This is a genomic window from Acinetobacter sp. GRABPA_MV_2, assembly GCF_056725885.1.
In genome coordinates this window covers 26,248-51,723 of record NZ_JBWZNA010000015.1, presented here as the reverse complement: position 1 = coordinate 51,723, position 25,476 = coordinate 26,248, and the positions used below count along the sequence as shown (strand labels likewise).

General features: G+C 39.8%; 29 protein-coding genes. 20 read left to right on the top strand and 9 right to left on the bottom strand.

The features are described 5' to 3' along the window. Positions 1-318 precede the first annotated feature (318 nt). The 4 genes from fahA to ACXM0J_RS13440 all read left to right on the top strand — a co-directional run bounded on the left by fahA (position 319) and on the right by ACXM0J_RS13440 (position 3,885). Positions 319-1,626, top strand: a complete 1,308-nt coding sequence (gene fahA, locus ACXM0J_RS13455) for a fumarylacetoacetase (RefSeq protein WP_069141376.1) — start codon at positions 319-321, stop codon at positions 1,624-1,626. After that, positions 1,613-2,245, top strand: a complete 633-nt coding sequence (gene maiA / locus ACXM0J_RS13450) for a maleylacetoacetate isomerase (protein ID WP_086265718.1) — start codon at positions 1,613-1,615, stop codon at positions 2,243-2,245. Before fahA ends, maiA begins: the two co-directional genes overlap by 14 nt. Positions 2,246-2,262: 17 nt before the next feature. After that, entirely contained in the window at positions 2,263-2,811 is a 549-nt protein-coding gene (locus tag ACXM0J_RS13445) for a VOC family protein (protein WP_005066622.1), read from the top strand. Positions 2,812-3,105: 294 nt separating this feature from the next. Next, complete coding sequence (locus tag ACXM0J_RS13440; RefSeq protein ID WP_005066619.1) at positions 3,106-3,885, top strand: IclR family transcriptional regulator; 780 nt, start codon at positions 3,106-3,108, stop codon at positions 3,883-3,885. Positions 3,886-3,950: 65 nt separating this feature from the next. Here the strand turns inward: ACXM0J_RS13440 and hppD are convergent, their stop codons facing one another. Further along, positions 3,951-5,006, bottom strand: a complete 1,056-nt coding sequence (gene hppD, locus ACXM0J_RS13435) for a 4-hydroxyphenylpyruvate dioxygenase (protein ID WP_086265719.1) — start codon at positions 5,004-5,006, stop codon at positions 3,951-3,953. 528 nt (positions 5,007-5,534) lie between these two features. On the opposite strand from hppD, the gene ACXM0J_RS13430 reads away from it, so the two are divergent. Further along, complete coding sequence (locus ACXM0J_RS13430; RefSeq protein WP_086265720.1) at positions 5,535-6,005, top strand: 2-thiouracil desulfurase family protein; 471 nt, start codon at positions 5,535-5,537, stop codon at positions 6,003-6,005. Positions 6,006-6,025: 20 nt separating this feature from the next. Here the strand turns inward: ACXM0J_RS13430 and ACXM0J_RS13425 are convergent, their stop codons facing one another. From ACXM0J_RS13425 to pncA, 3 genes are all read right to left on the bottom strand, one after another. Further along, on the bottom strand, positions 6,026-7,369 hold the full coding sequence (locus ACXM0J_RS13425) for an MATE family efflux transporter (protein ID WP_086265721.1): 1,344 nt from the start codon (positions 7,367-7,369) through the stop codon (positions 6,026-6,028). Positions 7,370-7,545: 176 nt separating this feature from the next. Beyond that, positions 7,546-8,484, bottom strand: a complete 939-nt coding sequence (locus tag ACXM0J_RS13420; protein WP_086265722.1) for a bile acid:sodium symporter family protein — start codon at positions 8,482-8,484, stop codon at positions 7,546-7,548. A gap of 53 nt (positions 8,485-8,537) precedes the next feature. After that, positions 8,538-9,182 (bottom strand): bifunctional nicotinamidase/pyrazinamidase, encoded by a 645-nt coding sequence (gene pncA, locus ACXM0J_RS13415; protein ID WP_086265723.1) that lies wholly within the window; start codon positions 9,180-9,182, stop codon positions 8,538-8,540. Positions 9,183-9,510: 328 nt separating this feature from the next. On the opposite strand from pncA, the gene dapA reads away from it, so the two are divergent. The 5 genes from dapA to ACXM0J_RS13390 all read left to right on the top strand — a co-directional run bounded on the left by dapA (position 9,511) and on the right by ACXM0J_RS13390 (position 13,159). Continuing rightward, positions 9,511-10,404 carry a 4-hydroxy-tetrahydrodipicolinate synthase gene (gene dapA, locus ACXM0J_RS13410; protein WP_002119253.1) on the top strand — a complete coding sequence of 298 codons (894 nt, stop codon included), beginning with the start codon at positions 9,511-9,513 and terminating at the stop codon, positions 10,402-10,404. A gap of 15 nt (positions 10,405-10,419) precedes the next feature. Beyond that, positions 10,420-11,022 (top strand): lipoprotein-34 precursor (NlpB), encoded by a 603-nt coding sequence (locus tag ACXM0J_RS13405; protein WP_075383299.1) that lies wholly within the window; start codon positions 10,420-10,422, stop codon positions 11,020-11,022. Between the two features lie 36 nt (positions 11,023-11,058). After that, positions 11,059-11,778, top strand: a complete 720-nt coding sequence (gene purC / locus ACXM0J_RS13400) for a phosphoribosylaminoimidazolesuccinocarboxamide synthase (RefSeq protein ID WP_002119240.1) — start codon at positions 11,059-11,061, stop codon at positions 11,776-11,778. 191 nt (positions 11,779-11,969) lie between these two features. After that, a complete protein-coding gene (locus ACXM0J_RS13395; protein ID WP_086265724.1) occupies positions 11,970-12,173 on the top strand; it encodes a hypothetical protein in 204 nt (67 codons plus the stop codon). 149 nt (positions 12,174-12,322) lie between these two features. Next, entirely contained in the window at positions 12,323-13,159 is an 837-nt protein-coding gene (locus ACXM0J_RS13390) for a formate/nitrite transporter family protein (RefSeq protein ID WP_086265725.1), read from the top strand. A gap of 13 nt (positions 13,160-13,172) precedes the next feature. On the opposite strand, the gene ACXM0J_RS13385 is transcribed toward ACXM0J_RS13390, so the two are convergent. The 3 genes from ACXM0J_RS13385 to ACXM0J_RS13375 form a co-directional block, all read right to left on the bottom strand. Further along, a complete protein-coding gene (locus ACXM0J_RS13385; RefSeq protein ID WP_002119242.1) occupies positions 13,173-14,438 on the bottom strand; it encodes a replication-associated recombination protein A in 1,266 nt (421 codons plus the stop codon). Between the two features lie 105 nt (positions 14,439-14,543). Beyond that, complete coding sequence (locus tag ACXM0J_RS13380; RefSeq protein WP_213034446.1) at positions 14,544-15,713, bottom strand: PQQ-dependent sugar dehydrogenase; 1,170 nt, start codon at positions 15,711-15,713, stop codon at positions 14,544-14,546. Between the two features lie 113 nt (positions 15,714-15,826). After that, positions 15,827-16,285 (bottom strand): YcgN family cysteine cluster protein, encoded by a 459-nt coding sequence (locus ACXM0J_RS13375; protein ID WP_032063516.1) that lies wholly within the window; start codon positions 16,283-16,285, stop codon positions 15,827-15,829. A 193-nt stretch (positions 16,286-16,478) separates the two neighbouring features. On the opposite strand from ACXM0J_RS13375, the gene ACXM0J_RS13370 reads away from it, so the two are divergent. From ACXM0J_RS13370 to ahr, 8 genes are all read left to right on the top strand, one after another. Further along, positions 16,479-16,637 carry a DUF1328 domain-containing protein gene (locus ACXM0J_RS13370; protein WP_002053759.1) on the top strand — a complete coding sequence of 53 codons (159 nt, stop codon included), beginning with the start codon at positions 16,479-16,481 and terminating at the stop codon, positions 16,635-16,637. A gap of 172 nt (positions 16,638-16,809) precedes the next feature. After that, on the top strand, positions 16,810-17,547 hold the full coding sequence (locus ACXM0J_RS13365; protein WP_033849192.1) for a dienelactone hydrolase family protein: 738 nt from the start codon (positions 16,810-16,812) through the stop codon (positions 17,545-17,547). Between the two features lie 186 nt (positions 17,548-17,733). Beyond that, positions 17,734-18,096, top strand: coding sequence for an HIT family protein (locus tag ACXM0J_RS13360; protein WP_014207996.1), 363 nt, complete (start codon positions 17,734-17,736; stop codon positions 18,094-18,096). 142 nt (positions 18,097-18,238) lie between these two features. Beyond that, positions 18,239-19,273, top strand: coding sequence for an A/G-specific adenine glycosylase (gene mutY / locus ACXM0J_RS13355; protein ID WP_479750587.1), 1,035 nt, complete (start codon positions 18,239-18,241; stop codon positions 19,271-19,273). Positions 19,274-19,320: 47 nt separating this feature from the next. Beyond that, on the top strand, positions 19,321-19,857 hold the full coding sequence (locus ACXM0J_RS13350) for a M23 family metallopeptidase (RefSeq protein WP_086265727.1): 537 nt from the start codon (positions 19,321-19,323) through the stop codon (positions 19,855-19,857). Between the two features lie 9 nt (positions 19,858-19,866). Next, on the top strand, positions 19,867-20,112 hold the full coding sequence (locus tag ACXM0J_RS13345; protein ID WP_001287364.1) for a hypothetical protein: 246 nt from the start codon (positions 19,867-19,869) through the stop codon (positions 20,110-20,112). A gap of 30 nt (positions 20,113-20,142) precedes the next feature. Beyond that, the gene (locus ACXM0J_RS13340; RefSeq protein WP_005066585.1) at positions 20,143-20,703 is read left to right on the top strand and encodes a DNA-3-methyladenine glycosylase I; all 561 of its coding nucleotides are present in this window, start codon (positions 20,143-20,145) and stop codon (positions 20,701-20,703) included. A 38-nt stretch (positions 20,704-20,741) separates the two neighbouring features. Continuing rightward, positions 20,742-21,770, top strand: a complete 1,029-nt coding sequence (gene ahr, locus ACXM0J_RS13335; protein WP_086265728.1) for an NADPH-dependent aldehyde reductase Ahr — start codon at positions 20,742-20,744, stop codon at positions 21,768-21,770. A gap of 2 nt (positions 21,771-21,772) precedes the next feature. On the opposite strand, the gene ACXM0J_RS13330 is transcribed toward ahr, so the two are convergent. Then, a complete protein-coding gene (locus tag ACXM0J_RS13330) occupies positions 21,773-23,197 on the bottom strand; it encodes an aminotransferase-like domain-containing protein (RefSeq protein ID WP_086265729.1) in 1,425 nt (474 codons plus the stop codon). Between the two features lie 90 nt (positions 23,198-23,287). Between ACXM0J_RS13330 and ACXM0J_RS13325 the strand changes: the two genes are divergently transcribed. Further along, positions 23,288-23,662: a hypothetical protein gene (locus ACXM0J_RS13325; protein ID WP_086265730.1), complete on the top strand. Its 375-nt coding sequence runs from the start codon at positions 23,288-23,290 to the stop codon at positions 23,660-23,662. Here ACXM0J_RS13325 and ACXM0J_RS13320 read toward each other — a convergent pair. Further along, positions 23,646-24,548 carry a LysR family transcriptional regulator gene (locus ACXM0J_RS13320; protein WP_057069173.1) on the bottom strand — a complete coding sequence of 301 codons (903 nt, stop codon included), beginning with the start codon at positions 24,546-24,548 and terminating at the stop codon, positions 23,646-23,648. The two genes, ACXM0J_RS13325 and ACXM0J_RS13320, sit on opposite strands and share 17 nt — an antisense overlap. A 120-nt stretch (positions 24,549-24,668) precedes the next feature. Between ACXM0J_RS13320 and dkgB the strand changes: the two genes are divergently transcribed. After that, a complete protein-coding gene (gene dkgB, locus ACXM0J_RS13315; protein ID WP_017481886.1) occupies positions 24,669-25,472 on the top strand; it encodes a 2,5-didehydrogluconate reductase DkgB in 804 nt (267 codons plus the stop codon). Positions 25,473-25,476: the final 4 nt, after the last annotated feature.

Below are 25,476 nucleotides of genomic sequence, written 5' to 3'. Positions count from 1 at the left end.
AAATTACGTATATCATAAATTGATCAGATTTTCATAGAGATTCATGAAAAAAATAATTGCGTGACTTTTCTCATAAGCGCGAATGAAAACAGAAAATACAAGAAATGACAATTATTATGAAATATGTAATTAAATTATGTATTGCGTAATTTGATGAATTCAGTATTATAGAGACATGAAGCAATTGGTTGTGCTCGGTCTATATCAAACTCATAAGACAAAAGATGATCTAAGCAAAGGTTAAAACTTATTGAGTAGCTCAGTCCTAGACCGAACTTTTATTTGTATAAGACCCGAGATAAAGACAAGGAAGCGAAAATGGAACAAAAACTAAACTCTTTTATTGAAGTTTCACCTCAATCAGATTTCACTATTCATAATTTGCCTTACGGTGTTTTTAGCAGAGCTAACGAAAGTGAGCGTCAAGTTGGTGTAGCTATTGGTGATTGGGTGATTGATCTCGCTGCTCTTGAAAAGCACGGTCTTTTAAAACTTTCAGAACAAGACACATATTTTAACCAGCCAACACTCAATAAATTTATCGAGTCTGGCAAAGCCAACTGGTCAAAAGTTCGTAAGACACTACAGTCTCTTCTCTCGGTTGAAAATTTAACGCTTCAAGAAAATGAAGCATTGCGTCAGGAAGTTTTGGTTAAGCAAGACAGCGTTACGTTGCATTTACCACTTCAAGTACCTGGTTATACCGATTTCTATTCTTCTAAAGAACATGCCACCAATGTAGGCTGTATGTTCCGCGATCCTAAAAATGCCTTACTTCCAAACTGGACTGAATTGCCTGTTGGTTACAATGGCCGTGCTAGCTCTGTGGTAGTCAGTGGCACTCAAGTCGTGCGTCCATCTGGACAAATTAAACTTCCAAATGAAGAGCGTCCAGTTTTCTCAGCTACGCGTAAACTCGACTTTGAACTTGAAACAGCATTTGTTATTGGTAAACCAACCGAGCTTGGTCAGCCAATCTCAATTGAAAATGCGTGGGACCATATTTTTGGAATGGTATTACTCAATGACTGGTCAGCACGCGATATCCAGCAATGGGAATATGTGCCTCTAGGTCCTTTCAATTCAAAATCATTTGCTAGTGCCATCTCACCTTGGGTAGTCACACTTGAAGCACTTGAGCCATTTAAAGTGGAAGGCCCAAAACAAGAGCCTAAACCTTTAGCGTATTTACAAGAAAATATCGCGAATAGTTACGACATTAATTTGAGTGTTGAAATTCAAAGCCCGAAATCGGCACAAGCTGACGTGATCTGCAAAACCAATTTTAAATATATGTATTGGTCTATGGCTCAACAGCTTACTCACCACACCATTGGCGGCTGTAATGTTCAGGTTGGCGATTTAATGGGTTCAGGTACCATTTCAGGGTCTACACCAGATTCGTATGGTAGCTTGCTTGAGCTTACATGGAACACCACCAAGCCTTTAACACTTGCCAATGGCGAAACTCGTGGTTTCTTGCAAGACGGCGATACCCTGATCATGAAAGGTCACTGTGAGAAAAATGGTATTCGCATTGGCTTCGGTGAAGTTCGAAATACAGTCCTTCCTGCATTAAATTTCGATTTTGCAGAAACTTCGGAGCCTGACTATGAAGCTGTATAGTTACTTTCGTAGCTCTGCAGCCTACAGAGTACGGATTGGTCTAAACATTAAAGGTTTAGCTTATGAGACTGTTCCAGTTCATCTGGTAAAAAACGAACAGCAAAGCGAAGACTATTTAAAGTTAAACCGTAGTGCTCTAGTTCCGACTTTAATTGACGGCGATTTAACCTTGTCTCAATCGTTAAGTATTTTGGAATATCTGGATGAACAATACTCAGAAAACAAACTACTTCCAAGTGATGTGCAAGAGAGAGCAAAAGTTCGCGCTTTTGCTCAAGCAATCGCCTGTGATATTCACCCATTAAACAACTTACGCGTACTGAAATACTTAAAAAATGACTTAAATGTTTCAGATGAGCAGAAAAATTATTGGTATCAGCACTGGATTATTGAAGGCTTTCAAAATCTCGAACAGCAACTTCAAGATTCAAATGGACAATTTTGCTTTGGAGAACAAGCAACCATTGCCGATTGCTGTCTGATTCCACAGGTCTACAACGCGAAACGCTTCAAGATTGATTTATCTGCGTTTCCAAAAATTGAATCGATTTATCACCATTGTTTGTCTATCCCAGCCTTCTATAACGCGGCGCCAGAACAACAACCAGATTGGGAATAGTAAAAAGGAGTTTTAATATGACATTTGCCATTAAAAAAATACATCACGTTGCATATCGTTGTAAGGATGCGAAAGAAACTGTTGAGTGGTATAAAAAAATGCTCAATATGGATTTCATTTTAGCTTTTGCTGAAGACCACGTGCCATCAACTAAAGCCTTTGACCCATATATGCATTTATTCTTAGATGCAGGACAAGGCAACGTTTTGGCATTTTTTGAATTGCCAACTCAACCAGAAATGGGCCGAGACGAAAATACGCCTCAATGGGTACAACATATTGCTTTTGAAGTTGAAGACTTAAATGCGTTGATGGCTGCCAAGCAACATTTAGAAGAAAATGGTGTGAAAGTCTTAGGTGTAACTAACCATGGCATTTTCCACTCAATTTACTTCTTTGACCCAAATGGCCATCGTTTAGAACTGACTTATAACGATGCGCATGCTGAAGAAAAAATTGCAAAAATTACTGAAGAAATGAAAGCTGAAATGCTAGAGGAATGGAGCAAAACTAAACGCGCTCCACACCACACTCATTTCTTGCATGAAGAAGAGTTAGGAACCTAATTTTTAAAGAGCGCACTAAAAAATCGGCATTGATTAGAATTGTTTTAAGAGCAGTTCTATATCAATGCCGATTTATATTATTTAAAACTGCTAAATTTCTAGAAAATTGCGCTATAAATAAGAGCATAGTGATTTTAGAAAGTTGTTGGTTATTAAACATGTCAATTTCGCTAATAGAAAAAGGTGATTTCTATTTTTCACTAGGCTCAGGCATGATGTAAAACGCGCCAATTTCAATTTATGTTTTGATCGTCACTGTTTAACAGCTGAAGTAAATTTATTAAGGGTATTTAAATGATTGAAGAAAAAGTATCTGGGGGGGTTCAATCACTTGAAGTCGGTTTATCTGTACTAAACGCCCTTTTAGAGCACAATCAACCTATTATTCTCAAAGATCTGTCTAGCAAGCTAGAAATGCATCCGGCCAAGGTTCACCGCTATCTGGTTAGCCTTATTCGAATGGAATATGCAAAACAGCTTGATGACGGACAATATGCTTTAGGTGATCAGGCATGGCGCTTAGGTCTCAACTGTGTCCAGCATAGCGACACACTACAGCTGGTACAGCATTTAATTTACGACCTACAAAACAAAATTGGTTGCGGTATACAAATTAGTAAATGGTCACCAAAAGGCCCTGTCGTGGTTCAGTCGATTGAATCAAACCACCCTATTTCGATTGTTACTAAAGTCGGCTCGATTATGCCTTTAGTTAATTCTGCTGCGGGACGACTATTTGCTTCTTATCTTCCAGAACATTTTGTTCGTCCATTAATGGAAGCAGAATGGCAAAAGCATCAAGAGCTTGGTCTAAACATCGCACCACAAAACTGGCAAGCATTTACAGAGCTTAAAGACACCATTCGCCAGCAACAAATGTCGGCAGCGAAAGGTGATTTACTGACGGGAATTAATGCGGTGGGTTTACCTGTATTTAATTCAAACCAGAGCATTGAGTTTTGTATTGTCGCACTGGATAGCGAAATGTTTTTACCAGTCGACCCTCATAGTAAAACGATTGAAATCTTAAAAAATGAAGTGAACCTCATCAATCAATATATTAAAAGCCGCTAATGAATAGCCATAAAAAACCAAGAGATCAAACTCTTGGTTTTTTTAGATTAGAGATAAGGCTCAGCTTATTTAGCTTCTAAAACGCCGCGACGAATCTGGTCACGTTCAATCGACTCAAATAACGCTTTGAAGTTACCTTCACCAAAGCCATCATCATCTTTACGTTGAATAAATTCAAAGAAAACTGGACCAATCATGTTTTCAGAGAAAATTTGCAATAAAAGCTTTTTCTGACCGTCTTTAGTATTACCATCAAGCAAAATACCGCGCTGTTTTAATTCATCAGTCGGTTCACCATGCTCAGGTAAACGATCTTCTAGCATTTCATAATACGTATTTGGCGGCGGTGTCATGAATTTCAGACCAAGGCCTTTTAACTTATCCCAAGTCGAGATTAAGTCATCACAAATAAACGCGATATGCTGAATACCTTCGCCATTAAAATCAGATAGGAACTCTGCAATTTGGCCGTTTCCTTTGTCAGAGTCTTCGTTTAACGGAATACGGATCTTGCCGTCTGGTGCAGTTAATGCTTTAGACGTTAAACCTGTATATTCACCTTTAATATCAAAGTAGCGAATTTCTTGGAAGTTAAAGATTTTTTCATAGAAGTTTGCCCAATACTCCATACGGCCTTTGTAGACGTTATGAGTTAAGTGGTCAATCTCGTTTAAGCCTGCCCCTACTGGACGTTTCTCGGCATCATCAAAGAAAACAAAGTCATTTTCATAAATATCACGGTCAACTAAAAAGATTGGCATACCACCAATACCTTTAATTGCCGGAATGTTGAGCTCCATTGGCCCAACTTTTGAATACATTGGTTCAGCACCAAGCTCTACTGCTTTTTGGAAAGCTTTTGCTGCATCACGTGTTTTAAAACCCATCGCACAAGCAGATGGACCATGTTCATTAAAGAAGAATGAAGCATAAGATTCTGGCTGATAATTCAGGATAATATTGATATTTCCTTGACGCCATAAGTACGCTTCTTTCGATTTATGCTTGGCTACTTTTGAAAAGCCGATTGTTTCAAAAACTGGATCTAATTCATTTTCTTTTGAAACAAACTCAATAAATGCAAAACCGCATAATTCTAATGGGTTCTCTAAAATATCCATCTAGTTTCCCTCTGGTGATTACCTGTTCCGTTTATCTCTATTGCTGATGAACTCAGCTCCTTTCTCTATAGAATACGTCATCATTAGGTGAAGACCTGAACCGTCAAATTGGCTTAACCCAACGCATCCTATGAGAAAAAAACGAGTCATTAAAACGAAGATATGATGAGCGTAGAGCCTTTGATGATTAATTTCCGTTCCATATAGTGTTTGTTTTCCATACACACTGTCCTTTGTTATCTAAAAGTACGATTGAGATTTTTCAATAAACCTTTAAAAATCGTCTTTTCCTAAAAATCATTTGTAGATTTATGGAGACCAACATCCTTGTTGGACCTCCAATGGCCATTTACCTTGAATTAGATGCTACTAAAAACAATTAAATTATGCAATACATAACTTAATTATGAATTACATAATTTTAGTAATCTTTTAATTTGTCTGTTTTTAAAATCAATTGTCATATTCGATATTCTGTTTATGATCCTTTATCTTCAAAAATCTCTCTTGCTTTGAGTTTGGAAAACTATGCTTTTAGTCAGCGCATGTTTAATTGGTGAACCTGTTCGATATGATGGTAAATCCTGTCCAAATACGTTACTTAAGCAACTATTAATCAATAAAAAAGCCCAAGCATTATGCCCAGAGCTATTAGGTGGTTTTACCACTCCCCGTTTACCCGCAGAAATTGTGGGAGGAACAGGTCAAGATGTGCTAGATGGCAAAGCAAAAATTACCGATTCATCTGGTTTAGATGTGACTGAGCTATATTTGAAAGGTGCTTACCGCACTCTAGAAATTGCACAGCAAATAAAAGCAAGCTGTGTCGTCTTAAAAGAGAATAGTCCATCTTGTGGTAGTCAAAAAATTTATAACGGTACTTTTCAAGATGAAAAAATTACGGGAGTTGGAATCACCACAGCGCTTTTACAGCGCCATGGTTTTGAAGTGATTTCTGAAAATGAGATTGAAGATTGGTTAGTAGAACATCTGCTTTAAGATTGTGTTGATCTACCTAATCAAAACCCTCTTAATTGTTTTCTAAAACGGAAACACATGGCACTCAATAGACAAGCCACTAAATAACTTATGGCAGCCATCCACCAAAAACCATAAACTCCCATCGCAGAAATCGAGATATCCTGCCAATGCAGTCCTTTATAGGCCATCCACCAACCACCGCCTAATCCGAAACATAACACCACGACCAAGAAAATTAGCATCGGTAAAATCGACACATCCCAACAGCGTAACAAAGAGGTCAATAACGCCATTAAGCCATCTAGAAAATGAAACATACAGACAATCAACAACAAGGATGCAGCCAAAATCTGCACGGCCAAATCATCCGAATAGAACGTAACAATTAAGTCCCGCTCCAACCATAAACACAGAGACAGACAGCCACTCACTGCCATAATTACCCATATACTTTGCCTGGCAATTTTATCGGCTTCTTCCATGTTCCCGCTGCCCATAGATCGCGATACCAAAATGCTATAAGCCGATACAATCGATGAAGGGATAATAAACATGAACCCGCCAGTGCTCACGACAATTTGATGTGCTGCTGACACCACACTCCCAAAAGGCAGAATCAGAATAGCAACCGAACAAAATGCAATAACGTCCATCAACGCCATAATTGCTGTCGGGATACCTATTTTTAAAATCATCCGCAGACTTTCTCGGCTATCTTCAATCGACTGTTCGGGATGCTCAATAAAGAGGTATCCTTTTTCCAAGAAAAATACGTAATAAACAGCCAACATAAACCACCGTACAATGAGAGTGGCTAACAAAGCCCCTATTGCACCAAGTGGCGGAATTGAAAATGAAGCGACACCATAAATCAAAAGATAGGACAAAATAATTTTAAGAATGAAGAAAACACTATCTGATAATAAAACCTTATGCGCATTTTCAGTGACCTGAGACAAAGCTGTAAATAAGCGCATTAATAAATGCGCGGGTAAAATAAATACCAAAAGCCAAATACAGTTTTTAGTAATTGAAACAACATGTTCAGATGCACCAAACAATTTGGGCAAATCACGGAACAAGTAAAGCAAGCCAATACTCAGCAATGCCGAACATAACATCAGCCAAATGCCTTGAATAAAAATTTGACGAATACGTGGTATGTCATGGCAACCATAAGCTTCTGAAAGCTTAAGTATCACACCTTGTAGAATCCCCATACCAATGACATAGATCACTGTATATAGAGATAAGGTCACCGATAATGCTGCTACATGATCGTTACTAAAATGCCCTACATAAGCAATATCAACCAATCCACTTAAAACTAGAATTAAATTGCTTGAGAGCATGGGAATAAATAATTTAAAAATCTGGTTCATCAAGGAAATGCCTTATTTTTCTTTACGATTTATACTCATATTCACGTTATTTTTAGTGCATCAATTCAAAGCAAAAGACATACCAGTTCTAAATTAGGCTCCCATAAAATGTGCTTTAAAGGAAAAGGCCAAACTATTCGTTTGGCCTTCTTTTGTCATGTATGTTGTTTATACAGTTATTCTTGTTTGTGTTTACTTGCCCAATAAGTCGCTAGTGCAGGCCCAGAAATATTATGCCAAAGACTGAAAATCGCGCTTGGTACTGCTGTAATCGGAGAAGCAGCAAAATGTACTGCTGCAAGCGCAACACCTAAGCCAGAGTTTTGCATCCCTACCTCAATAGCAATGGCCTTACTGTCCGCATAAGGTAGTTTAAAGAAACGTGCCGCGGTAAAACCTAATAAATATCCAAGCCCGTTATGTAAGATCACCACAGCTAAAATAAGCAAACCCGACTGTAAAATTGCTGCTTTGCTTCCAGCAATAATGGCTGCCACAATCGCGACAATTGCAATGACCGAAACTAAAGGCATGACTTGAATATAAGATTCGACCTGACGTTTAAGCCATGTTCTTAAAATTAGACCGACTACAATAGGCAGTAGCACTACCTGCAAAATCGAAATAAACATCGAAGCTGCGTCAATCTTTAGCCATTGACTAGCAAGCAGATAAAAAATCGCAGGCGTTAATACAGGCGCTAAAAGCGTTGATACCGATGTACAGGCTACCGATAAAGCGACATTGCCTTTGGCCATATAGGTAATCACGTTTGAAGCGGTTCCCCCTGGGCAACAGCCTACCAAGATGACTCCAACCGCAATTTCAGGCGGTAAGTTAAATAATTTACATAGAACATATGCTAAGCCAGGCATTACGACAAACTGCGCTACCACGCCAATCAATACCGCTTTAGGGCTTTGTAATACACCTTTAAAGTCGTCTACAGTCATGGTCATTCCCATGCCAAGCATAATAATGCCCAAAATCCATGGAATGTACGCTTTGAGCCAGACAAAAAGTTCAGGCTGCCATAGCGCCAATGCTGCAAAAATAATCACCCATAGGGCAAAAGTTTTTTGAATAAATTGGGTAAAGCGCAGGAATGCATCCATACTTTCTATCCCTAAAAATTAAAATATGAAAGTTAAAAACTAGAGCAATATACTTAAAACTCGCTCAACAGATCATTCGATTGGATACGGATAACGCCTTGTTGCTGCATGGTTTGCCAAGCTTGTTCTAAAGAACCATTCAGATCAATCCCTTTACAAGCATCTTCAACCACTAAAGTTTTAAAACCTTGCTTAACTGCATCTAAAGCAGTCCATGCTACACAAAAGTCCGTAGCAATTCCGACCACATAAACCGTATCAATACCGCGCTCTTTTAGATAACCTGTTAAACCCGTCGTTGTAGAGTGATCAGCTTCTATAAAAGCCGAGTAGCTATCAATATGAGCATGAAAGCCTTTTCGGATAATCAGTTGAGCTGTCGGAATATTTAAATCAGGATGAAACTCGGCATCTTGAGTACCTTGTACACAATGCTTAGGCCAAAGCACCTGCTGTCCATAGTCGAGTTCAATGGTTTCAAATGGTTGCTTGCCAAAATGATTGGCTGCAAAAGAGATATGATTATCCGGGTGCCAGTCCTGAGTCAGGACGACATTTTCAAAACAACCAGCAAGTTGGTTAATAGTTGGAATAATTCTATCGGCATCAGCAACTGCTAAATTTCCACTCGGTGTAAAACCATTTTGTACATCAACTACGATTAAAACCGCATTTTGTGGTTGTTTATTCATTTTCATGTCATCTTCAATCCCAACTGGGAAATTGCATTCTATCTTGCCACAAAAATAGCCGATATTAAGTAAGGCTCAGCTGAATCCGAGTGTATTGTTGTGTTTAGTGAGGGTTCTTAATGCGCAATAACGAAAACATCCTATCTTTTCCTCAAGTTTACATCGCGATTATCCGTTAGGCGTATTGTTCTTATGCGTCTGATCAGTCATAATTTGCATAATTGTCATTCAACAATCTGTTATTGTTAGAACTGGACAATCAAAATACTGCAACCATCCCACATTTTGTTTTTCTTACCTTAGATTCGGATGGATAAATAGGATATTTTTAAAAATGACTCAGCAAGCACAGACCATTCAAGGCTCAATCGTCGCAATCGTCACACCAATGTTGAAAGACGGCGGTGTAGATTGGAAGGGTCTTGAGAAGCTGGTTGAGTGGCACATAGAACAAGGTACAAACAGTATTGTAGCCGTCGGTACAACCGGCGAAGCCTCAACATTGAGCATGGAAGAGCACACACAGGTTATTAAAGAAATTATTCGTGTAGCCAATAAACGTATTCCAATTATTGCCGGTACTGGTGCAAACTCAACCCGTGAAGCAATCGAATTAACTAAAGCTGCTAAAGAGCTTGGCGCAGATGCTGCTTTACTTGTAACACCATATTATAACAAGCCAACCCAAGAAGGCCTCTACCAACACTATAAAGCGATTGCTGAAGCTGTTGAATTACCACTTATTCTCTATAACGTACCTGGTCGTACTGGCGTAGACCTTTCAAACGACACGGCTGTACGCTTAGCAGAGATCTCGAATATTGTTGGTATTAAAGATGCAACAGGTGATGTACCTCGTGGTAAAGCTTTAATTGAGGCGTTAAATGGCAAGATGGCTGTGTACTCAGGTGATGATGAAACAGCATGGGAACTAATGCTTCTTGGCGCTGATGGTAATATCTCGGTTACTGCAAATATTGCACCTAAAGCAATGAGTGAAGTATGTGCTGTTGCGATTGCCAAAGATGAACAACAAGCGAAGACGCTTAACAATAAGATTGCAAATTTACACAATATTCTATTTTGCGAATCAAACCCAATTCCTGTGAAATGGGCACTACATGAGATGGGACTGATTGATACTGGTATTCGCTTACCACTCACTCCTCTCGCTGAGCAATATCGCGAACCTCTCCGCAATGCCCTAAAAGATGCGGGAATTATTTAATAAGAGCAATTTATGATGCAATTACGTCTTGGTTTAGTCCTTGCAGTTTCAGCCTTAAGTTTAGCTGGTTGTGGTCGCTTCGCAATTAATAATCACTCTTTAGATTATAAAAATGCCAAGCAACTTGCCCCGCTTGAGTATCCTGCCGATGCAACTGTACGACCAGCGACACCTTTGTATCCTGCACCAACTGTAGAACAGCGCGCTATCGATAACGCACCGAAGTTTGAAAACAAGCGTGGCAACCGTTATGCCTTGCCTCGCCCTGAACAAACGCAAGGTAATGCGACACTAGATGCCTCTACTGAAACGGCGACTGCGCTTGGACGTCCTCAACTTGTGACTGACGGTAATAAAAATCCGTTGTTAAAAGTTGATGGAAATACAGCCGAGATCTGGCAATACACCAAAGCAACTTTAAGTACTTTAAATTTCAACATCATCGCTCAAGGCAGCAATCAGGCGACGATTAAAGTAAATGACAATACTTATGTGCTTAAACTTACTGGTGTAGGTTCTAGTCATACTCTTGCTCTATTTAATGTAGATAACACTTTTGCAAGCCCAGATGTGGCTGCTGAAGTGCTAAACCAGATTTACCAAAATTGGCCAGCCTAGTCGTTTACTAGGCATTTTTTTTAAAAAGGTTCCCTCATGTTAAAACAAACCTTGCTCTATACTGGTAAAGCAAAATCTGTATATGAAACAGACAATGCCGACCATCTGATTTTAGTCTTTCGTGATGATGCCTCTGCGTTCAACGGCGAAAAAATCGAACAACTAGATCGTAAAGGCAAGGTGAACAACCGTTTTAACGCCTTCATCATGGAAAAACTTGCTGCTGCGGGTATTGAAACGCATTTTGAAAAATTGCTTTCCCCAACTGAAGTGCTTGTTAAAAAACTTCAAATGATTCCAGTTGAATGTGTAATTCGTAACTACGCAGCTGGTTCTCTATGCCGTCGCTTAGGTGTAGAAGAAGGTAAAGAGTTAACTCCTCCTACATTTGAATTGTTCTATAAAGATGACGGTCTAGGCGACCCAATGGTTAACGAATCTCAAGCGATTGCTTTAGGTTGGGCGACTGCTGAACAGTTAGAACAGATGAAAGTTTTAACTTATAAAGTAAACGATGTATTAAAAGCATTATTTGCTGAAGGCAACATGATTTTGGTGGACTTCAAGCTTGAATTCGGTGTGTTCCATGACCGTATCGTGCTTGGTGATGAGTTCTCTCCAGACGGCTGCCGTTTATGGGATAAAGACTCTAAGAAGAAACTCGACAAAGACCGTTTCCGTCAAGGGTTAGGCGGTGTTGTTGAAGCTTATGAAGAAGTTGCTGCTCGTTTAGGCGTAGATTTATCTGACATCTAATCAGTAAAACTTCAAAAAAAACCGGGCCAAAGCCCGGTTTTTTTATGTTCAGTACTATACAAGTCCAATAATGTAGACAGATTTGTCTATTTCAATAAATTAACACTTGCATAAGCTTAATTTAAAACACTAAAATCTAGAAAAACACAAAGTACTTCACAATAATTAAATTTAAAAACTAGGGTGAACCTATGGAATTATCTAAGCTTGAAAAGAGAGTAACGGATCATCCAATCCATTTTGGTGAAAATCCTCTGGTCCTATTAAACAACTTTAGCACTACTGCCTTAAAACAAGGCTGCAGTCAGGCAGAGGTTGAATCTGTTATTTCTAAAGCCTCTCAAGGCGACTATATGGCGCTCATCCGTACTTTAAGAGCTTATACTTTTCTTTAATCTTGTTGTTGATGATCCAGCCATTGTGCATTCAATTTATAAAAAGACACATAAAGCTGTTATGAATAGACTAGATTTATCCTGAACACTGCCTTAACAATAAATAAAACAATAAATATAAGATATTTATTCAGTGAGGAGTAAATCTAATGGACCATGAAATAGAGGAAAAGAAAGTCGAGAAAACCTTAAACTGGCGTGAAAAAATGGCAGTTGAAGAACATGAGAAACTGTCTCCCCGTCTAGTTTATGAAATTATCCGCCGTGATGGTGCCGAAGAGCTTGATCGTCCAACAACTGCACTGATCTTTTCAGGGATTGCCGCAGGTTTAGTCATCAGTTTTTCATTTGTATTTAAAGCGATTATTGCTGCTTATCTCCCAGCTGATGCAGTCTGGACCGATTTAATCACTAATGTGGGTTATACCATTGGGTTCTTGATCGCTATTTTGAGTCACATGCAACTCTTTACTGAGAATACGATCACCACAGTTGTGCCTTTATTTAATCCCTTTACTTTCGACAAATTACGAGCAGTGGGACGCTTATGGGGCATTGTGATTCTATGCAACATTATTGGAACAGCTTTGGCGAGTTTATTTTTCCTAACTACTCACCTGTTTACTCCAGATATTGACAAAGCATTGGATGAACTCGCACATCATGTGGGCTCCTTTTCTGCAACCCAGAATCTGCTTAAAGGCATTATGTCAGGGCTATTAATTGCAGCATTGGTCTGGATGTTGCCCTCGGTCAGTAATAAATTCCTGCTCATCTTTTTTATGACGTATTTGATAGGACTGGGTGACTTTACTCATGTAGTGGTTGGTTCTACAGAAATGTCCTACCTGGTCTGGCAAGGAGAAGCTTCTATTGGCAAGTATCTGTTTACTTTCCTCATCCCAACCACTATCGGCAATATTATTGGCGGTACAGGCGTGTTCACTCTACTGATTTATGGTCAGGTCACTGAAGAACTGGAATAACATAAAGCAGGAACTATTGTTCCTGCTGCCATCTGCGTTGCTGTAAGCGCTCACCTTCAACCTCACGCTTATTTCTTGCAGACTCATAGAGTTTGGTTCCCTTCAACTCAGGCGGCAAATAGTCTTGCAGCACAAAGTGTTCTGGGTAGTCATGAGGATAGAGATAATTAATTCCATAGCCTTGCTGTTTCATAAGCTTGGTCGGCGCATTTCTCAAATGCAAAGGCACAGGTAAATTTGCCGTTTTTTCAGCAAGTTCCAAAGCCTTATTAATCGCTAAATAAGTACTATTACTTTTTGCACTTGTTGCTAGGTAAACTGCTGTTTGACCTAGAATAATTCGGGCCTCAGGCATACCCACTGCTTGTACAGAGCGGAAACACTCACCCGCAAGCAATAGTGCATTGGGGTTGGAGTTCCCGATATCTTCTGAGGCTGCAATCAGCATACGTCTTGCAATAAAAACTGGATCTTCTCCGCCTTTAAGCATACGAGCCATCCAATATAGAGTTGCATCTGGATCACTACCACGAATTGATTTAATAAAGGCAGAAACAAGGTCGTAATGCTGCTCGCCAGATTTGTCATAACGCGCAATATTTTGCTGAGCGACTTTTACCACAACCGCATTAGTAATTGTGTTTTCAACTTCTGGTTCAAAAGTACTTGCAATCAAGTCCAGTAAATTAAGCGCTTTTCGAGCATCACCTGCTGCAAACTGAATCAGCGCATCATATTCTTCAATATGGATATAACGTTCTTTTAAGAATTTATCGCTTTGAAGTGCATTGTTGAGTAGTGTTTGAATTGCCTCACTGTCTAAACTATTTAAGGTATAGACCTGACAGCGTGATAAAAGTGCGCTATTCACTTCAAAAGACGGGTTTTCAGTGGTCGCGCCAATTAAAGTAATTTTGCCTTTTTCAACTGCACCCAATAAAGCATCTTGCTGCGATTTATTAAAACGATGAATTTCATCAATAAAAACCACAGGTGTCAGTAAATCACCACTTTCTGCAATCACTTCACGTAATTCTTTTACGCCCGTATTCAGCGCGGACAAGCTCACAAATGGACGGTCTATTGCCTGCGCCAAAAGTAAAGCAATTGTTGTTTTACCAACGCCTGGTGGTCCCCAAAAAATAATAGAAGGCAAATGACCCTGATCAATCATTTGACGCAATGGCGCATGTTCACCTAATAAATGATCTTGCCCAATAATTTCAGACAAGTCTCTTGGGCGCAGGCGTTCGGGAAGTGGAATATGGGTGTCTGACATCTCAAATGGCTTTATCGTCTTTTCACTATAGTCTATTGTGTCTCACAGAAATCTACAATTTGAATCTATGAGACACGTCCTTTATTTACAGGCTCTTGCTCAGCATTAAGAAGATTTCTTACTCAGCTTCAGTAAACGCGCATTTGAGCCATCTTCAATCACCCAAATCGAACCATCTTGAGCTTCATGTAACCCACGAATACGTTGCTTCATCTCTAGTCTTTGCACTTCTTTCACGGGTTTATGCTCTAAATCCACCACAATAATCGCTTCGGAAGATAACCCGCCAATTAAGGCTTTATTTTGCCATGCAGGAAATTGTTGTCCGCGATAAATGATCATACTCGATGGCGAGATTACAGGAGTCCAGTCAATTTCTGGTGCTTTAAATTCTGGGCGAGTGTGATGGTCTGGAATAGGTTGGCCCGAATAATGGTCTCCATTTGAAACAATTGGATAACCATAATTTTCACCTTTAGTAATAATATTAAGCTCATCACCACCTTTAGGCCCCATCTCAACCACCCATAACTGTCCTTGGCGGTCAAAAGCCATACCTAACGGGTTACGGTGTCCAAGTGACCATATCTCAGCAGTTACCCCGCCTTGCTTATAAAAAGGGTTACCTTCAGCCGCGGTGCCATCCTCATTTAAACGCAAGATTTTACCCAAGTTACTTTTCATGTTTTGGGCAGGATCAAACTTTTGTCGCTCACCTGAACTGACCCACAGCTTACCATCTGTACCAAAAAGCATGCGATGTCCATAATGGCCTTGTCCTGAGACTTTAGGTACTTGCTGCCAAATCTGCTTTATATCGTTAAGTTTTGGCTGATTAGGATTAGATAAATCTAATTTCGCACGTGAAATCACTGCGCCAGATCCGCCTTGCCCTTTTGTAGCATAGCTAAGATAAACCCAATGATTCTTGGCAAAGTCAGGGTGTAAAATGACATCTCCTAAACCACCTTGTCCCCCATAGTTCACGGCAGGAACATTCTGGACATCTAATATTTGTTTATTTTTAGGGTTAAAAATTTTTAATTTACCCTGCCGTTCAGTCACTAATAAACGTTGATCAGGCAGACTGGTCACAGCCCAAGGCTCATTAAAATGTGCGACTGCTTCGACCTGATAAGTTTGTTTGACAGCAACAGACTGATTTGTTTTCGCAGTCGTATTTTGTTCAGGATTTTTTGAATTGGTATTATTAGACCCACAGGCCATTAACAAAAAAAAGCTACTACATAATAAGGGGGCTGCTAATCGTCTCATCGTTTTTATCTCCTTTTGCTTTTATTGTTATATAACGGAGATGAGCAAAAAAATGACGATAAAAATGTTACTTTATTATACGCTGTAATCAAACAACGCCTTTTAAGATCTATTTAACGTACCCAACGTACTACATAATCTTCAAGATCATCTTCATGTACATCAACTTCGGAAATACAACGTCCTGCAACTGACTTTTTCGCCTTAACCACGCTTTGTCTAGAACCCGTATTTAAATAATGCCAAGAAGGTAGATTTTTACCTTCATTCAAGCGCTTATAAGCACAGCTTGAGGGCAGCCAATGAATTGTTTTTAGAGACTCTACCGTTAATTGTAAACAATCAGGTACTTGCTGCTGACGATTTGGATAGTCCGTACAACGCCCTGTACCACAATCGAGTAACTTACAAGCCACTTTGGTATAAGCCACCTCATGTGTATCTTCATCTTCTAGTTTGACCAGACAACATAAACCACACCCATCACATAAAGCTTCCCACTCAAGTTGAGTCAGTTGCTCTAATGGATAATTTTTCCAAAAGAGTGGTCGAAGTGAGGTCTCGGTAGACATAATCTTTTAACAGCTGATGAGATAAAACGATGTATTAGTATAGCATTGAAGTGGCCTGTACTAAAAAAGAAGCTGTATTTCTGGCATCACAAAATGATTGTTTAATATACATTTCAACCACATAAACGACACATTCGGGCTAAAAAACACACTATATAGTTAAATGACAATGAAAAATAAGGAGGACAGCATTATGTTCCGTTGGGCGATAATTTTTGCAGTGATTGCACTCATTGCCAGTCTATTAGGGTTTGGTGGTGTTGCAGGACTATCTAAAGACTTTGCCGTGATTTTATTAGTTGTGGCTGTAATTCTAGCTGTAATTGGGTTCATTTCCAGAGGCCGGACTTAAATTTAATCATCACCATATAAAAAGAAGGAACTGGTTTCCTTCTTTTTTATTGCGTAGAAATATCTATCTTTTTATTTTGATGTAGTTTTTTACATAGTTCTTTATTTTACTTCTTATTTTTTATGCTTTAATCAAGCGTGTTTAAACCAAGTTTAATTTCAGGATTAATGTCATGAGTACAGCAATTAAAACCCGTGAAATTCAATATACTGCACCAGATGGCAGCCATTTAATTGGTTACTTTGCGGCTCCAGAGAGTGAAGAACCGGTACCAGGTATCATTATTGGTCCTGAGTGGTGGGGTCGTAATGAATATACTGAGCAACGCGCACGTGAGCTTGCTGAACACGGGTATGCAGCTCTTGCTATTGACATGTATGGCGATAAAAAAGTCACGACAACAGCAGCTCAAGCCTATGAATGGATGATGCAGACATTTGAAGATTTAGACACGGTGACTGATCGTGCTAATGCAGCACTGCAAACCCTTGCTGCCCAACCAGAAGTAAATAACGAGAAATTGGCTGCGATTGGCTTTTGCTATGGTGGTAAAGTCGTGTTGGATCTTGCTCGCTCAGGTGCTCCACTTAAAGCAATTGTAACGTTCCATGCCACATTAGCACCGAAGGCTCCTGCTCAAAAAGGCAACATTCAGGGTGAAATTTTAGTTCTACATGGTGAACTAGACAGTATGGTCACCTTAGAAGATGTTGCTAATTTTGAAAAAGAGATGCAAGCTGCTGAGGTTAAACACGAGGTAGTGGTTTTAGAAGGTGCTAAACATGGCTTTAGTAACCCGCTTGCCGATGAAAGAGCTAAAGCGAACGGTGTGGACCTTGGCTACAATAGCGAAGCGGAAAAACAAGGCCTTGCTAAAATGTACGCTTTATTAGATCGTACTCTAAAATAAAAGAAGCAAATTTGGAGCAAATGGTTTTTTTTTGCATTTGCTCCCTTAAATGTTTATGACTTTGCAATATTTTTACTGTATTTTTTAAACCATACTTCAATAACTATACTCCCGTTGAGCTAGAGCAAAGCCTAGTCTTATTTCCCGCACTCGGGGTTTAATGGAATAACATGAGAGGATACAACAATGACTGACAAGAAATGTCCGTATTGCGAATTTGATGAATATGACATCATTGATAAGAATGAATTTGCCGTAATTTTGCCTGATTCTAATCCGTTATCTAAAGGCCATTGTGTAGTAACACCACTGCGCCATGTTAGTTCTTTTTTTGACATTACGTCTAAAGAACATCAAGGCTTGCTTACACTTCTTGAAATTGCCCGTCATGAGACACAGCTTCGTCATCAACCAGATGGCTTTCACATTGGTTTTAATGATGGTGAAGTTTTTGGAAAAACTTCAGATCATTTCCACATTCATGTCATTCCTTACTATAAAAACCAACCGTTGAAACTTGATCAACGTTGGGGTGTACAAAAGGATTAATCCTTTTATCTGATTGAAACAGAGATTACGCGCTTTGAAGTAGTCTCTGTTTTAATACACTCTTTTTGTTTGCCTGCTTTAAACAAAATTTCATCTAAATTTCAGCTATAATTTACCCCTTACTTTTCTTCTATAGCTGTTCATGCCTGAATTTTTTTTTTCTGATGCCCTCTTAAATTGGTTCGACCAACATGGTCGTCACGATTTGCCTTGGCAAGTTGCCGATGATCCGTACAAAGTTTGGGTTTCTGAAATTATGCTACAGCAAACTCAGGTGAAAACGGTCTTGCAATATTTTGATCGCTTTATGGAGCGCTTCCCGACGGTAGAAGCTTTAGGTCATGCAACTTGGGATGAAGTAGCACCTTATTGGGCAGGTCTTGGCTATTACGCTCGTGCCCGCAATTTGCATAAAGCGGCTGGTCTTGTCACTCAGCAAGGTAAATTTCCTGAAACGCTAGAAGAATGGATTGCACTACCTGGCATTGGTCGCTCTACCGCAGGCGCCCTCATGTCTTTAGGTTTACGTCAGTATGGCGTCATCATGGATGGCAACGTGAAACGCGTCTTAGCTCGTTTCTTTGCAATTGAAGATGATTTAAGCAAACCACAGCACGAGCGTGAAATATGGAAACTCGCTGAAGAGCTTTGCCCTACACATCGCAACCATGATTACACGCAAGCGATTATGGACTTGGGTGCAACCATTTGTACTCCTAAAAAACCGCTATGTTTATATTGTCCAATGCAAGCTCACTGTCAGGCTTATCAGCAAGGGTTAGAACAAGAATTACCTTTTAAAACACCGAAAAAAACACCGCCTGTTAAAACAGCAGATGTTCTTATTATTCAGTGCGAAGGTGAATGGTTCTGGCAACAACGTCAAGCTCATGGTCTATGGGGCGGTTTATTCTGTTTACCTATTTTAGAAAATGAACATGAACGACTGAGCTTAAGTCAACAATTTAAACTACAACCTCAAGCACAAACTTTTCAGATCAGTCATAGCTTCACTCATTTTACATGGTTGCTTAATGCTCATGTGTTCCACGTGGAACCTGATCAAAAAGAACATCTGGCAATTGAACTTGAAGGCCAATGGTTGAGTCCGGAACAAGCCATTGCCAAAGGTGTTCCAACCGCGATGAAAAAATTGATCTCGACAAGCCGTTCATGACATAGTGAGTAAAATAATTTTGATATGGCTGTGACAGGGAGTATTTTGTGCGACGTTTTGTTTCTCATTTCTCACTTGGTTTTCTGATTATTCTTTTGGCGGCCTGTGCCAGTGCACCTAAAAAACCTGCCCCACTTCCACTTGCTCAAGTTAATAAACTTAAAAGTATGCAGCTTCCAAATCGACTGCCTGTGCCTGTAAAAGGTATTGACCGTGATGAATTAAAAGACACATGGGGAGCTGCTCGGAGTCAGGGGCGTAGGCACGAAGGAATTGATATTTTGGCTCCACGTGGAACCAAAGTGTACAGTGCAACCGAAGGACTCGTTGCAGATCTTCGTAATAATAATCTAGGTGGCAAAGTGATCTGGATTTTAGGTCCAGCAGGAACATGGCATTATTATGCCCATCTTGATGGTCACAAACGTGGCTTAAATGTAGGCGACTATGTCAAAAAGGGCGACCTCATTGGTTATGTCGGCAATACGGGCAATGCACGTTATACTTCACCTCATCTTCATTATGGTCTTTATCTAGATGGTAAAGGTCGTGGTGCTGTTAATCCTTATTCATATTTACGCTAGGAACATTTTATGTCGGAAGCGCTGATCAATCGCTTAGTAGAGTTTGCCGAGTCTGGTAACCAGCAAAAGATCATTTTAAATGGCAATAGCTATCAAGGCTGGATCATGGAAATCAGCGATGATGCCCTACTAATCAGTACCGGTTTTTCAGACAAAGTCGGCAAAGACTTTTGGCTGAAGTTTGAAGACTTAACACAAGCAGAACTGTATTATTGGGATACTCGCCCAAATGAATGGGTCTTATTTAAACTTTAAAATTCTAAGATAAATATAAGGAGCATTATCATGAAAACTCAACGTTGCGGATGGTGTTCCGACGATCCACTCTATATTGCCTACCATGATGAGGAATGGGGTAAACCCGAACACGACGAGGCACGATTATTTGAAATGCTTTGTCTCGAAGGTCAGCAAGCCGGCCTCTCATGGATTACCGTACTAAAAAAAAGAGAAAGCTACCGTCAACACTTTTTTAATCATCCGATTGCAGACATTGCTTCATTTACAGATGATTTTCTAGAACTAAAATTATCTGATGCAGGCTTAATTCGTCACTTGGGGAAACTCAAAGCTATTCGTGATAATGCTATTGCTTGGCAAGCGCTCAAAGCACAAGTCGGTGATGTTCCTACATGGCTTTGGCAGTTTGTAGATGCAGCGCCACAAAACAATGATGTTGTAGATTATCGTAAGGCCCCTGCTCAAACCGAACTGAGCGTAAAACTTTCCAAAACTCTTAAAAAGAATGGTTTCAAATTTGTTGGCCCAACCACCTGCTATGCTTTTATGCAGGCAGTAGGCATGGTCGATGATCATGAAAACGATTGTCAATTTAAAGCTTCATAACCCACCAGAACGGTTCAAAGCCGCTTAAGGAGTTTCCGATGAGCAATAATACGATTCAAGCTTATGCTGCAATGCAGGCAGGTGAAAAACTAGTTCCCTATCAATTTGACGCAGGTGAATTACAACCGCATCAGGTTGAGGTAAAAGTTGAATATTGTGGTTTATGTCATTCTGATATTTCTGTTTTAAACAATGAATGGCGTTCAACCGTGTACCCTGTGGTTGCAGGTCATGAAATTATTGGACGAATTGTTGCTTTGGGCTCAGAAGCCAAAGGTCTACAAATTGGACAGCGTGTCGGTATTGGTTGGACAGCTGAAAGTTGCCAAGCCTGTGATGAATGTATTGGTGGTCAGCAAGTACTGTGTACAGGTGGAAATGTTGCAACAATCGTAGGACATGCGGGTGGCTTTGCCGATAAGGTTCGCGCAGGTTGGCAGTGGGCTATTCCCCTCCCTGAAGATTTAGACGCTGAAAGTGCAGGTCCTTTACTTTGTGGCGGAATTACCGTTTTTGACCCGCTACTCAAACACAAAATTCAGGCAACGCATCATGTTGGTGTAATTGGCATTGGTGGTTTAGGCCATATAGCCATTAAGCTACTTAAAGCATGGGGCTGTGAAATCACTGCTTTTAGTTCTAACCCAGATAAAACGGAAGAACTCAAAGCAATGGGAGCCGACCATGTGGTAAATAGTCGCGATACAGCGGCAGTAAAAGCTCAAAAAGGTAAATTCGATTTATTGCTGAGTACCGTGAATGTGACTCTAAATTGGTCTGCTTTTATTGCAACACTGGCACCAAACGGAACCTTACATTTCTTAGGCCTTACACTTGAGCCTGTTCCTGTTTCAGTTGGCTCTCTTATTGGTGGTGCCAAGTCAGTGACTGGTTCACCTACGGGCTCACCTGCTGCACTACGTCAGCTTTTAAAGTTTGCTGCACGCAAAAAAATTGCGCCTCAAATTGAGTTATTTCCAATGTCACAGCTCAATGAAGCAATTGAGCGTCTACACTCGGGGCAGGCACGCTACCGCATTGTGCTTAAGGCAGACTTTTCAGAATAAGACTAACTCGCTGTTTTAATCTGTTGCCGTGACCAGTCCGCTAAGTCTTTAATTGCTTGGCGGACATCTGCTGTTAGCTCATGACCTGCATTTAAACGAATAAAATGCCGATAGCGTTCATCCTCACCAAAAACATGACCGGGAACTACAGTAATTCCGTGAGATTTTGCAGTGTAATAGAGCGCCAAACTATCTACAGTTTTAGGTAACTGCATCCATAAAGCATAACCACCTTCTGGTTGACTCAGTGCAATTGGAATACCTTCAAATGCATTTAAAATACAACTACGATACTCCTCGACTTGCCGCATCAAATTCGGTCTTAACTGCTCTAAATGCTCCCTATAACCACGACTATAAATAAAATCAGCTAGACCTAATTGTAGCGGTGTATTGACCCCAATATTACTGGCTAACAGCTCAAGCCTTAAATGTTCTAACTTTGTTGTTAAACAGAACCATCCTACGCGATACGCACTCGATAACGACTTAGAAACCGATCCACACCAAATCACATAGCCTTCACGGTCCCAATAGCGTATAGGTAATGGTCGCTCACCACTGTAGCCACACTCTCCATAAATATCATCTTCGATAATAAAGCACTGATACTTTGCTGCTAATTCGGCAATCTTTTGTTTTTCTGTATTACTTAAACAGTATCCCAATGGGTTCTGATAGTTGGCTGTCATTAAGCAAACTTTAGCCAAACCTTGCTTCATAAATGATTCTAAGCGCTCAAGATCGATACCACGATGATGCGCTGGAATTTCAATAATCTGCCGTTTTAAACTTGCTATAAGCTGTAGCTGTCCATTAAAAGTAGGCGTCGGAATTAAAATACTATCGCCTACTTCTGTTAGGTGTTGAATCACCAAAGACAAAGCAGGCATGCAGCCATTGGTAATAAAAATATCTTCTGCCGCGATAAAAATCCCATCTTCACGCCAATGATCAGATAACGCTTTTCTTAATTGCTCATGCCCTTGTTTATTACAATAAAGAAAGTCTTGAGGCTGACAATTTTTTAAAGCCCGTTGAATAGAACGACGTAAACCTTCCACAGGAATAAAATGAGGCGTTAACTGAATAGAGCCTAATGGTACAAGATGGCTTTGTAAGGCAGCTTCCTGAATTTGATTATGCAATTCCAGATTTGAAACTTGTCGAGGTAAAGACAAGAAATCTGGACTTTCAGGAATGGGGCCCGATTGTGCACGGGCAACCACAAAATAACCTGACTTCGGCTTTACATAAATAAGCCCCCTCGCCTCAAGTAACTCATAACAACTTTTTGCTGTACTTAAACTAATGCTGTGCTGACGAGCAAAATCTCGTAAAGAAATAAGTTTCTGGTGAGGTTTAAGCTCATCTTGATAAATACGATGTGCTAATTGATTGGCAAGAACCTGATATTGGAAAGTCATTCTGTGCTGCTTTTTTAAAAATTTCTGTATCTGTACTGGTTTATAGAACACCTTTAGGCTATAGAAATCAACTCAGAAAGTAGCAAACTCATGAAATTAAAAGCTATATTGTTATTTACTATTGTTTTAGCTGGTTGCCAACAACAACCAAAAGATGAGCAGTACAGACATACTGTTTGCCAAAGCCTCATAGAAGGTTATTTAAAAATGACAAATCAACAAGACTATAAAATGGAGCAACGCACTGATGACGAGACCAATGCGATTTCTCATTATCAATATAAACGGAATAGCTCAAATGAAGTTGTAATGGTGAACTCAGTTTATTCGACTTTATATTTTAGCTGCCGAGAACATCAAAAAAGCTATTTTCTGTCTCAACATTCATCAGAAGGACAAACGACTCCACTTTTAGAAGTTCATTTCCCAACTGACAGTTACACTACTTTTAGAGAGCGTTTTTAAAACCGTCTTTTAACTGTTCTGCCAAAAACTCAATAAATAAACGAATTCTTTTTGGTAGATGCTCTTGTTGATAATACACAGCATGGATGCTTTGATATTGATGTTCAATTTGGTCTTCAAATAAGGCTATCAATCGCCCTTCTTCAATGTCTTTCCAAATTTCAAATTCAGATAGTCGTGCAATACCATGTCCTCTAATCGTCAGCTGACGCACCGTTTCCCCACTCGATGCTTTAATTTTTGATTGCGCAAAAAAATATTCATCACCAACTTTAATCGGCCAACTATTGATATATGTAGGTCTGGTAAAACCAATCAAATCATGTTGTTCAAGCTGTTCAGGTTGTGTCGGTGTACCCTTAATTGCTAAATACTCAGGGCTTGCAACGATAAATAAGCGACTTTTACACACCAGTTTGGCATGAAGACTTGAATCATTGAGCTCCCCAAACCGAAATGCGACATCAGTTTTATGTTGCAGCAGGTCAATCACCTGATCATTACTATTTAACTCAATTTCAATATTTGGATAGCACTCACGAAACTTATGCATTAATGGTGCAATTACGTGTAAGACAAACGGCGTTGCTGAATCAATGCGAATGAGCCCAGCAGTGCCCTGATCAGACTTTTGCAGTTCTTCTTCGGCAGCGTTCAGCTCATTTAAGATTTTACGGGCCTTTACAAGAAACTGCTGCCCTTCTTGTGTGAGTTTTAATTTACGTGTGGTGCGCTCCAATAAGGTCACATCTAACTTCGCTTCCAAGCGTGTTAACGATCGACTGACCCCTGAAGGCGTTTGTTTTAAATGTTCTGCCGCTGCAACAAAAGAACCCGTATCAACGATTGCAATAAAGGCAACTAGCTCTTCAATTGTTGATTTCATGTCTTATTCCATTGTTGACTAATGATCAAAGATATTTTGCTTATTCATCTATTTTTTCGCAACAATAAAAACAGCAAAATGCACATCAAGTTAAATGATTATTCAAATTTAGGTAAACACATGAATATTCCACGTTTTGGTCTAGGAACTTTCCGTCTTAAAGAACAAGCAGTTATTGATTCTGTTAAAACTGCTTTAGACGTAGGTTACCGTGTCATTGATACTGCTCAAATTTATGATAATGAAGCTGCGATTGGTCAAGCAATTGCCGAAAGCGGTGTATCACGTCAGGACTTATTTTTAACCACAAAAATTTGGGTAGATAATTTTGCTCAAGATAAGTTTATTCCGAGCTTAAAAGAGAGCTTACAAAAGCTTCGTACTGACCATGTTGACCTCACTTTAATTCATTGGCCAGCACCGGACTTAGGCGTTTCTATTCCTGAAGTTATGCAGCTTCTACTTGAAGCGAAACAACAAGGTCTTACCAAACAAATTGGTATTTCAAACTTCAATATTGCGCTTACCCAACAAGCAATTGACACAATTGGTGTTGAGCATATTGCAACCAACCAGATTGAGCTAAGTCCTTATCTTCAAAACCATAAGCTTGTGAATTTCTTACAAGAGAAGAATATTGATGTGACTTCATATATGACGCTTGCGTACGGCAAAGTGCTTCAAGACCCAGTTCTCGCTGAAATTGCAGCAGCGCATAAAGCAACAACAGCACAAATTGCACTAGCGTGGGCATTGCAACGTGGTTTTGCAGTCATTCCATCTTCGACTAAACGTGAAAACCTGATTAGCAACTTAAAAGCACAGGATATCGAGTTAACTTCAGCTGAAATGCAAATGATTGCCGAACTTGATCGTAACAGTCGTGAAGTTAGCCCAGAGCCATGGGCACCAGTTTGGGACTAAACTC

Bases quoted from the DNA above. Each gene is read 5' to 3' on its own strand.
- fahA (WP_069141376.1), top strand. From the start codon at position 319: ATGGAACAAAAACTAAACTCTTTTATTGAAGTTTCACCTCAATCAGAT.
- maiA (WP_086265718.1), top strand. From the start codon at position 1,613: ATGAAGCTGTATAGTTACTTTCGTAGCTCTGCAGCCTACAGAGTACGG.
- ACXM0J_RS13445 (WP_005066622.1), top strand. From the start codon at position 2,263: ATGACATTTGCCATTAAAAAAATACATCACGTTGCATATCGTTGTAAG.
- ACXM0J_RS13440 (WP_005066619.1), top strand. From the start codon at position 3,106: ATGATTGAAGAAAAAGTATCTGGGGGGGTTCAATCACTTGAAGTCGGT.
- hppD (WP_086265719.1), bottom strand. From the start codon at position 5,006: ATGGATATTTTAGAGAACCCATTAGAATTATGCGGTTTTGCATTTATT.
- ACXM0J_RS13430 (WP_086265720.1), top strand. From the start codon at position 5,535: ATGCTTTTAGTCAGCGCATGTTTAATTGGTGAACCTGTTCGATATGAT.
- ACXM0J_RS13425 (WP_086265721.1), bottom strand. From the start codon at position 7,369: ATGAACCAGATTTTTAAATTATTTATTCCCATGCTCTCAAGCAATTTA.
- ACXM0J_RS13420 (WP_086265722.1), bottom strand. From the start codon at position 8,484: ATGGATGCATTCCTGCGCTTTACCCAATTTATTCAAAAAACTTTTGCC.
- pncA (WP_086265723.1), bottom strand. From the start codon at position 9,182: ATGAAAATGAATAAACAACCACAAAATGCGGTTTTAATCGTAGTTGAT.
- dapA (WP_002119253.1), top strand. From the start codon at position 9,511: ATGACTCAGCAAGCACAGACCATTCAAGGCTCAATCGTCGCAATCGTC.
- ACXM0J_RS13405 (WP_075383299.1), top strand. From the start codon at position 10,420: ATGCAATTACGTCTTGGTTTAGTCCTTGCAGTTTCAGCCTTAAGTTTA.
- purC (WP_002119240.1), top strand. From the start codon at position 11,059: ATGTTAAAACAAACCTTGCTCTATACTGGTAAAGCAAAATCTGTATAT.
- ACXM0J_RS13395 (WP_086265724.1), top strand. From the start codon at position 11,970: ATGGAATTATCTAAGCTTGAAAAGAGAGTAACGGATCATCCAATCCAT.
- ACXM0J_RS13390 (WP_086265725.1), top strand. From the start codon at position 12,323: ATGGACCATGAAATAGAGGAAAAGAAAGTCGAGAAAACCTTAAACTGG.
- ACXM0J_RS13385 (WP_002119242.1), bottom strand. From the start codon at position 14,438: ATGTCAGACACCCATATTCCACTTCCCGAACGCCTGCGCCCAAGAGAC.
- ACXM0J_RS13380 (WP_213034446.1), bottom strand. From the start codon at position 15,713: ATGAGACGATTAGCAGCCCCCTTATTATGTAGTAGCTTTTTTTTGTTA.
- ACXM0J_RS13375 (WP_032063516.1), bottom strand. From the start codon at position 16,285: ATGTCTACCGAGACCTCACTTCGACCACTCTTTTGGAAAAATTATCCA.
- ACXM0J_RS13370 (WP_002053759.1), top strand. From the start codon at position 16,479: ATGTTCCGTTGGGCGATAATTTTTGCAGTGATTGCACTCATTGCCAGT.
- ACXM0J_RS13365 (WP_033849192.1), top strand. From the start codon at position 16,810: ATGAGTACAGCAATTAAAACCCGTGAAATTCAATATACTGCACCAGAT.
- ACXM0J_RS13360 (WP_014207996.1), top strand. From the start codon at position 17,734: ATGACTGACAAGAAATGTCCGTATTGCGAATTTGATGAATATGACATC.
- mutY (WP_479750587.1), top strand. From the start codon at position 18,239: ATGCCTGAATTTTTTTTTTCTGATGCCCTCTTAAATTGGTTCGACCAA.
- ACXM0J_RS13345 (WP_001287364.1), top strand. From the start codon at position 19,867: ATGTCGGAAGCGCTGATCAATCGCTTAGTAGAGTTTGCCGAGTCTGGT.
- ACXM0J_RS13340 (WP_005066585.1), top strand. From the start codon at position 20,143: ATGAAAACTCAACGTTGCGGATGGTGTTCCGACGATCCACTCTATATT.
- ahr (WP_086265728.1), top strand. From the start codon at position 20,742: ATGAGCAATAATACGATTCAAGCTTATGCTGCAATGCAGGCAGGTGAA.
- ACXM0J_RS13330 (WP_086265729.1), bottom strand. From the start codon at position 23,197: ATGACTTTCCAATATCAGGTTCTTGCCAATCAATTAGCACATCGTATT.
- ACXM0J_RS13325 (WP_086265730.1), top strand. From the start codon at position 23,288: ATGAAATTAAAAGCTATATTGTTATTTACTATTGTTTTAGCTGGTTGC.
- ACXM0J_RS13320 (WP_057069173.1), bottom strand. From the start codon at position 24,548: ATGAAATCAACAATTGAAGAGCTAGTTGCCTTTATTGCAATCGTTGAT.
- dkgB (WP_017481886.1), top strand. From the start codon at position 24,669: ATGAATATTCCACGTTTTGGTCTAGGAACTTTCCGTCTTAAAGAACAA.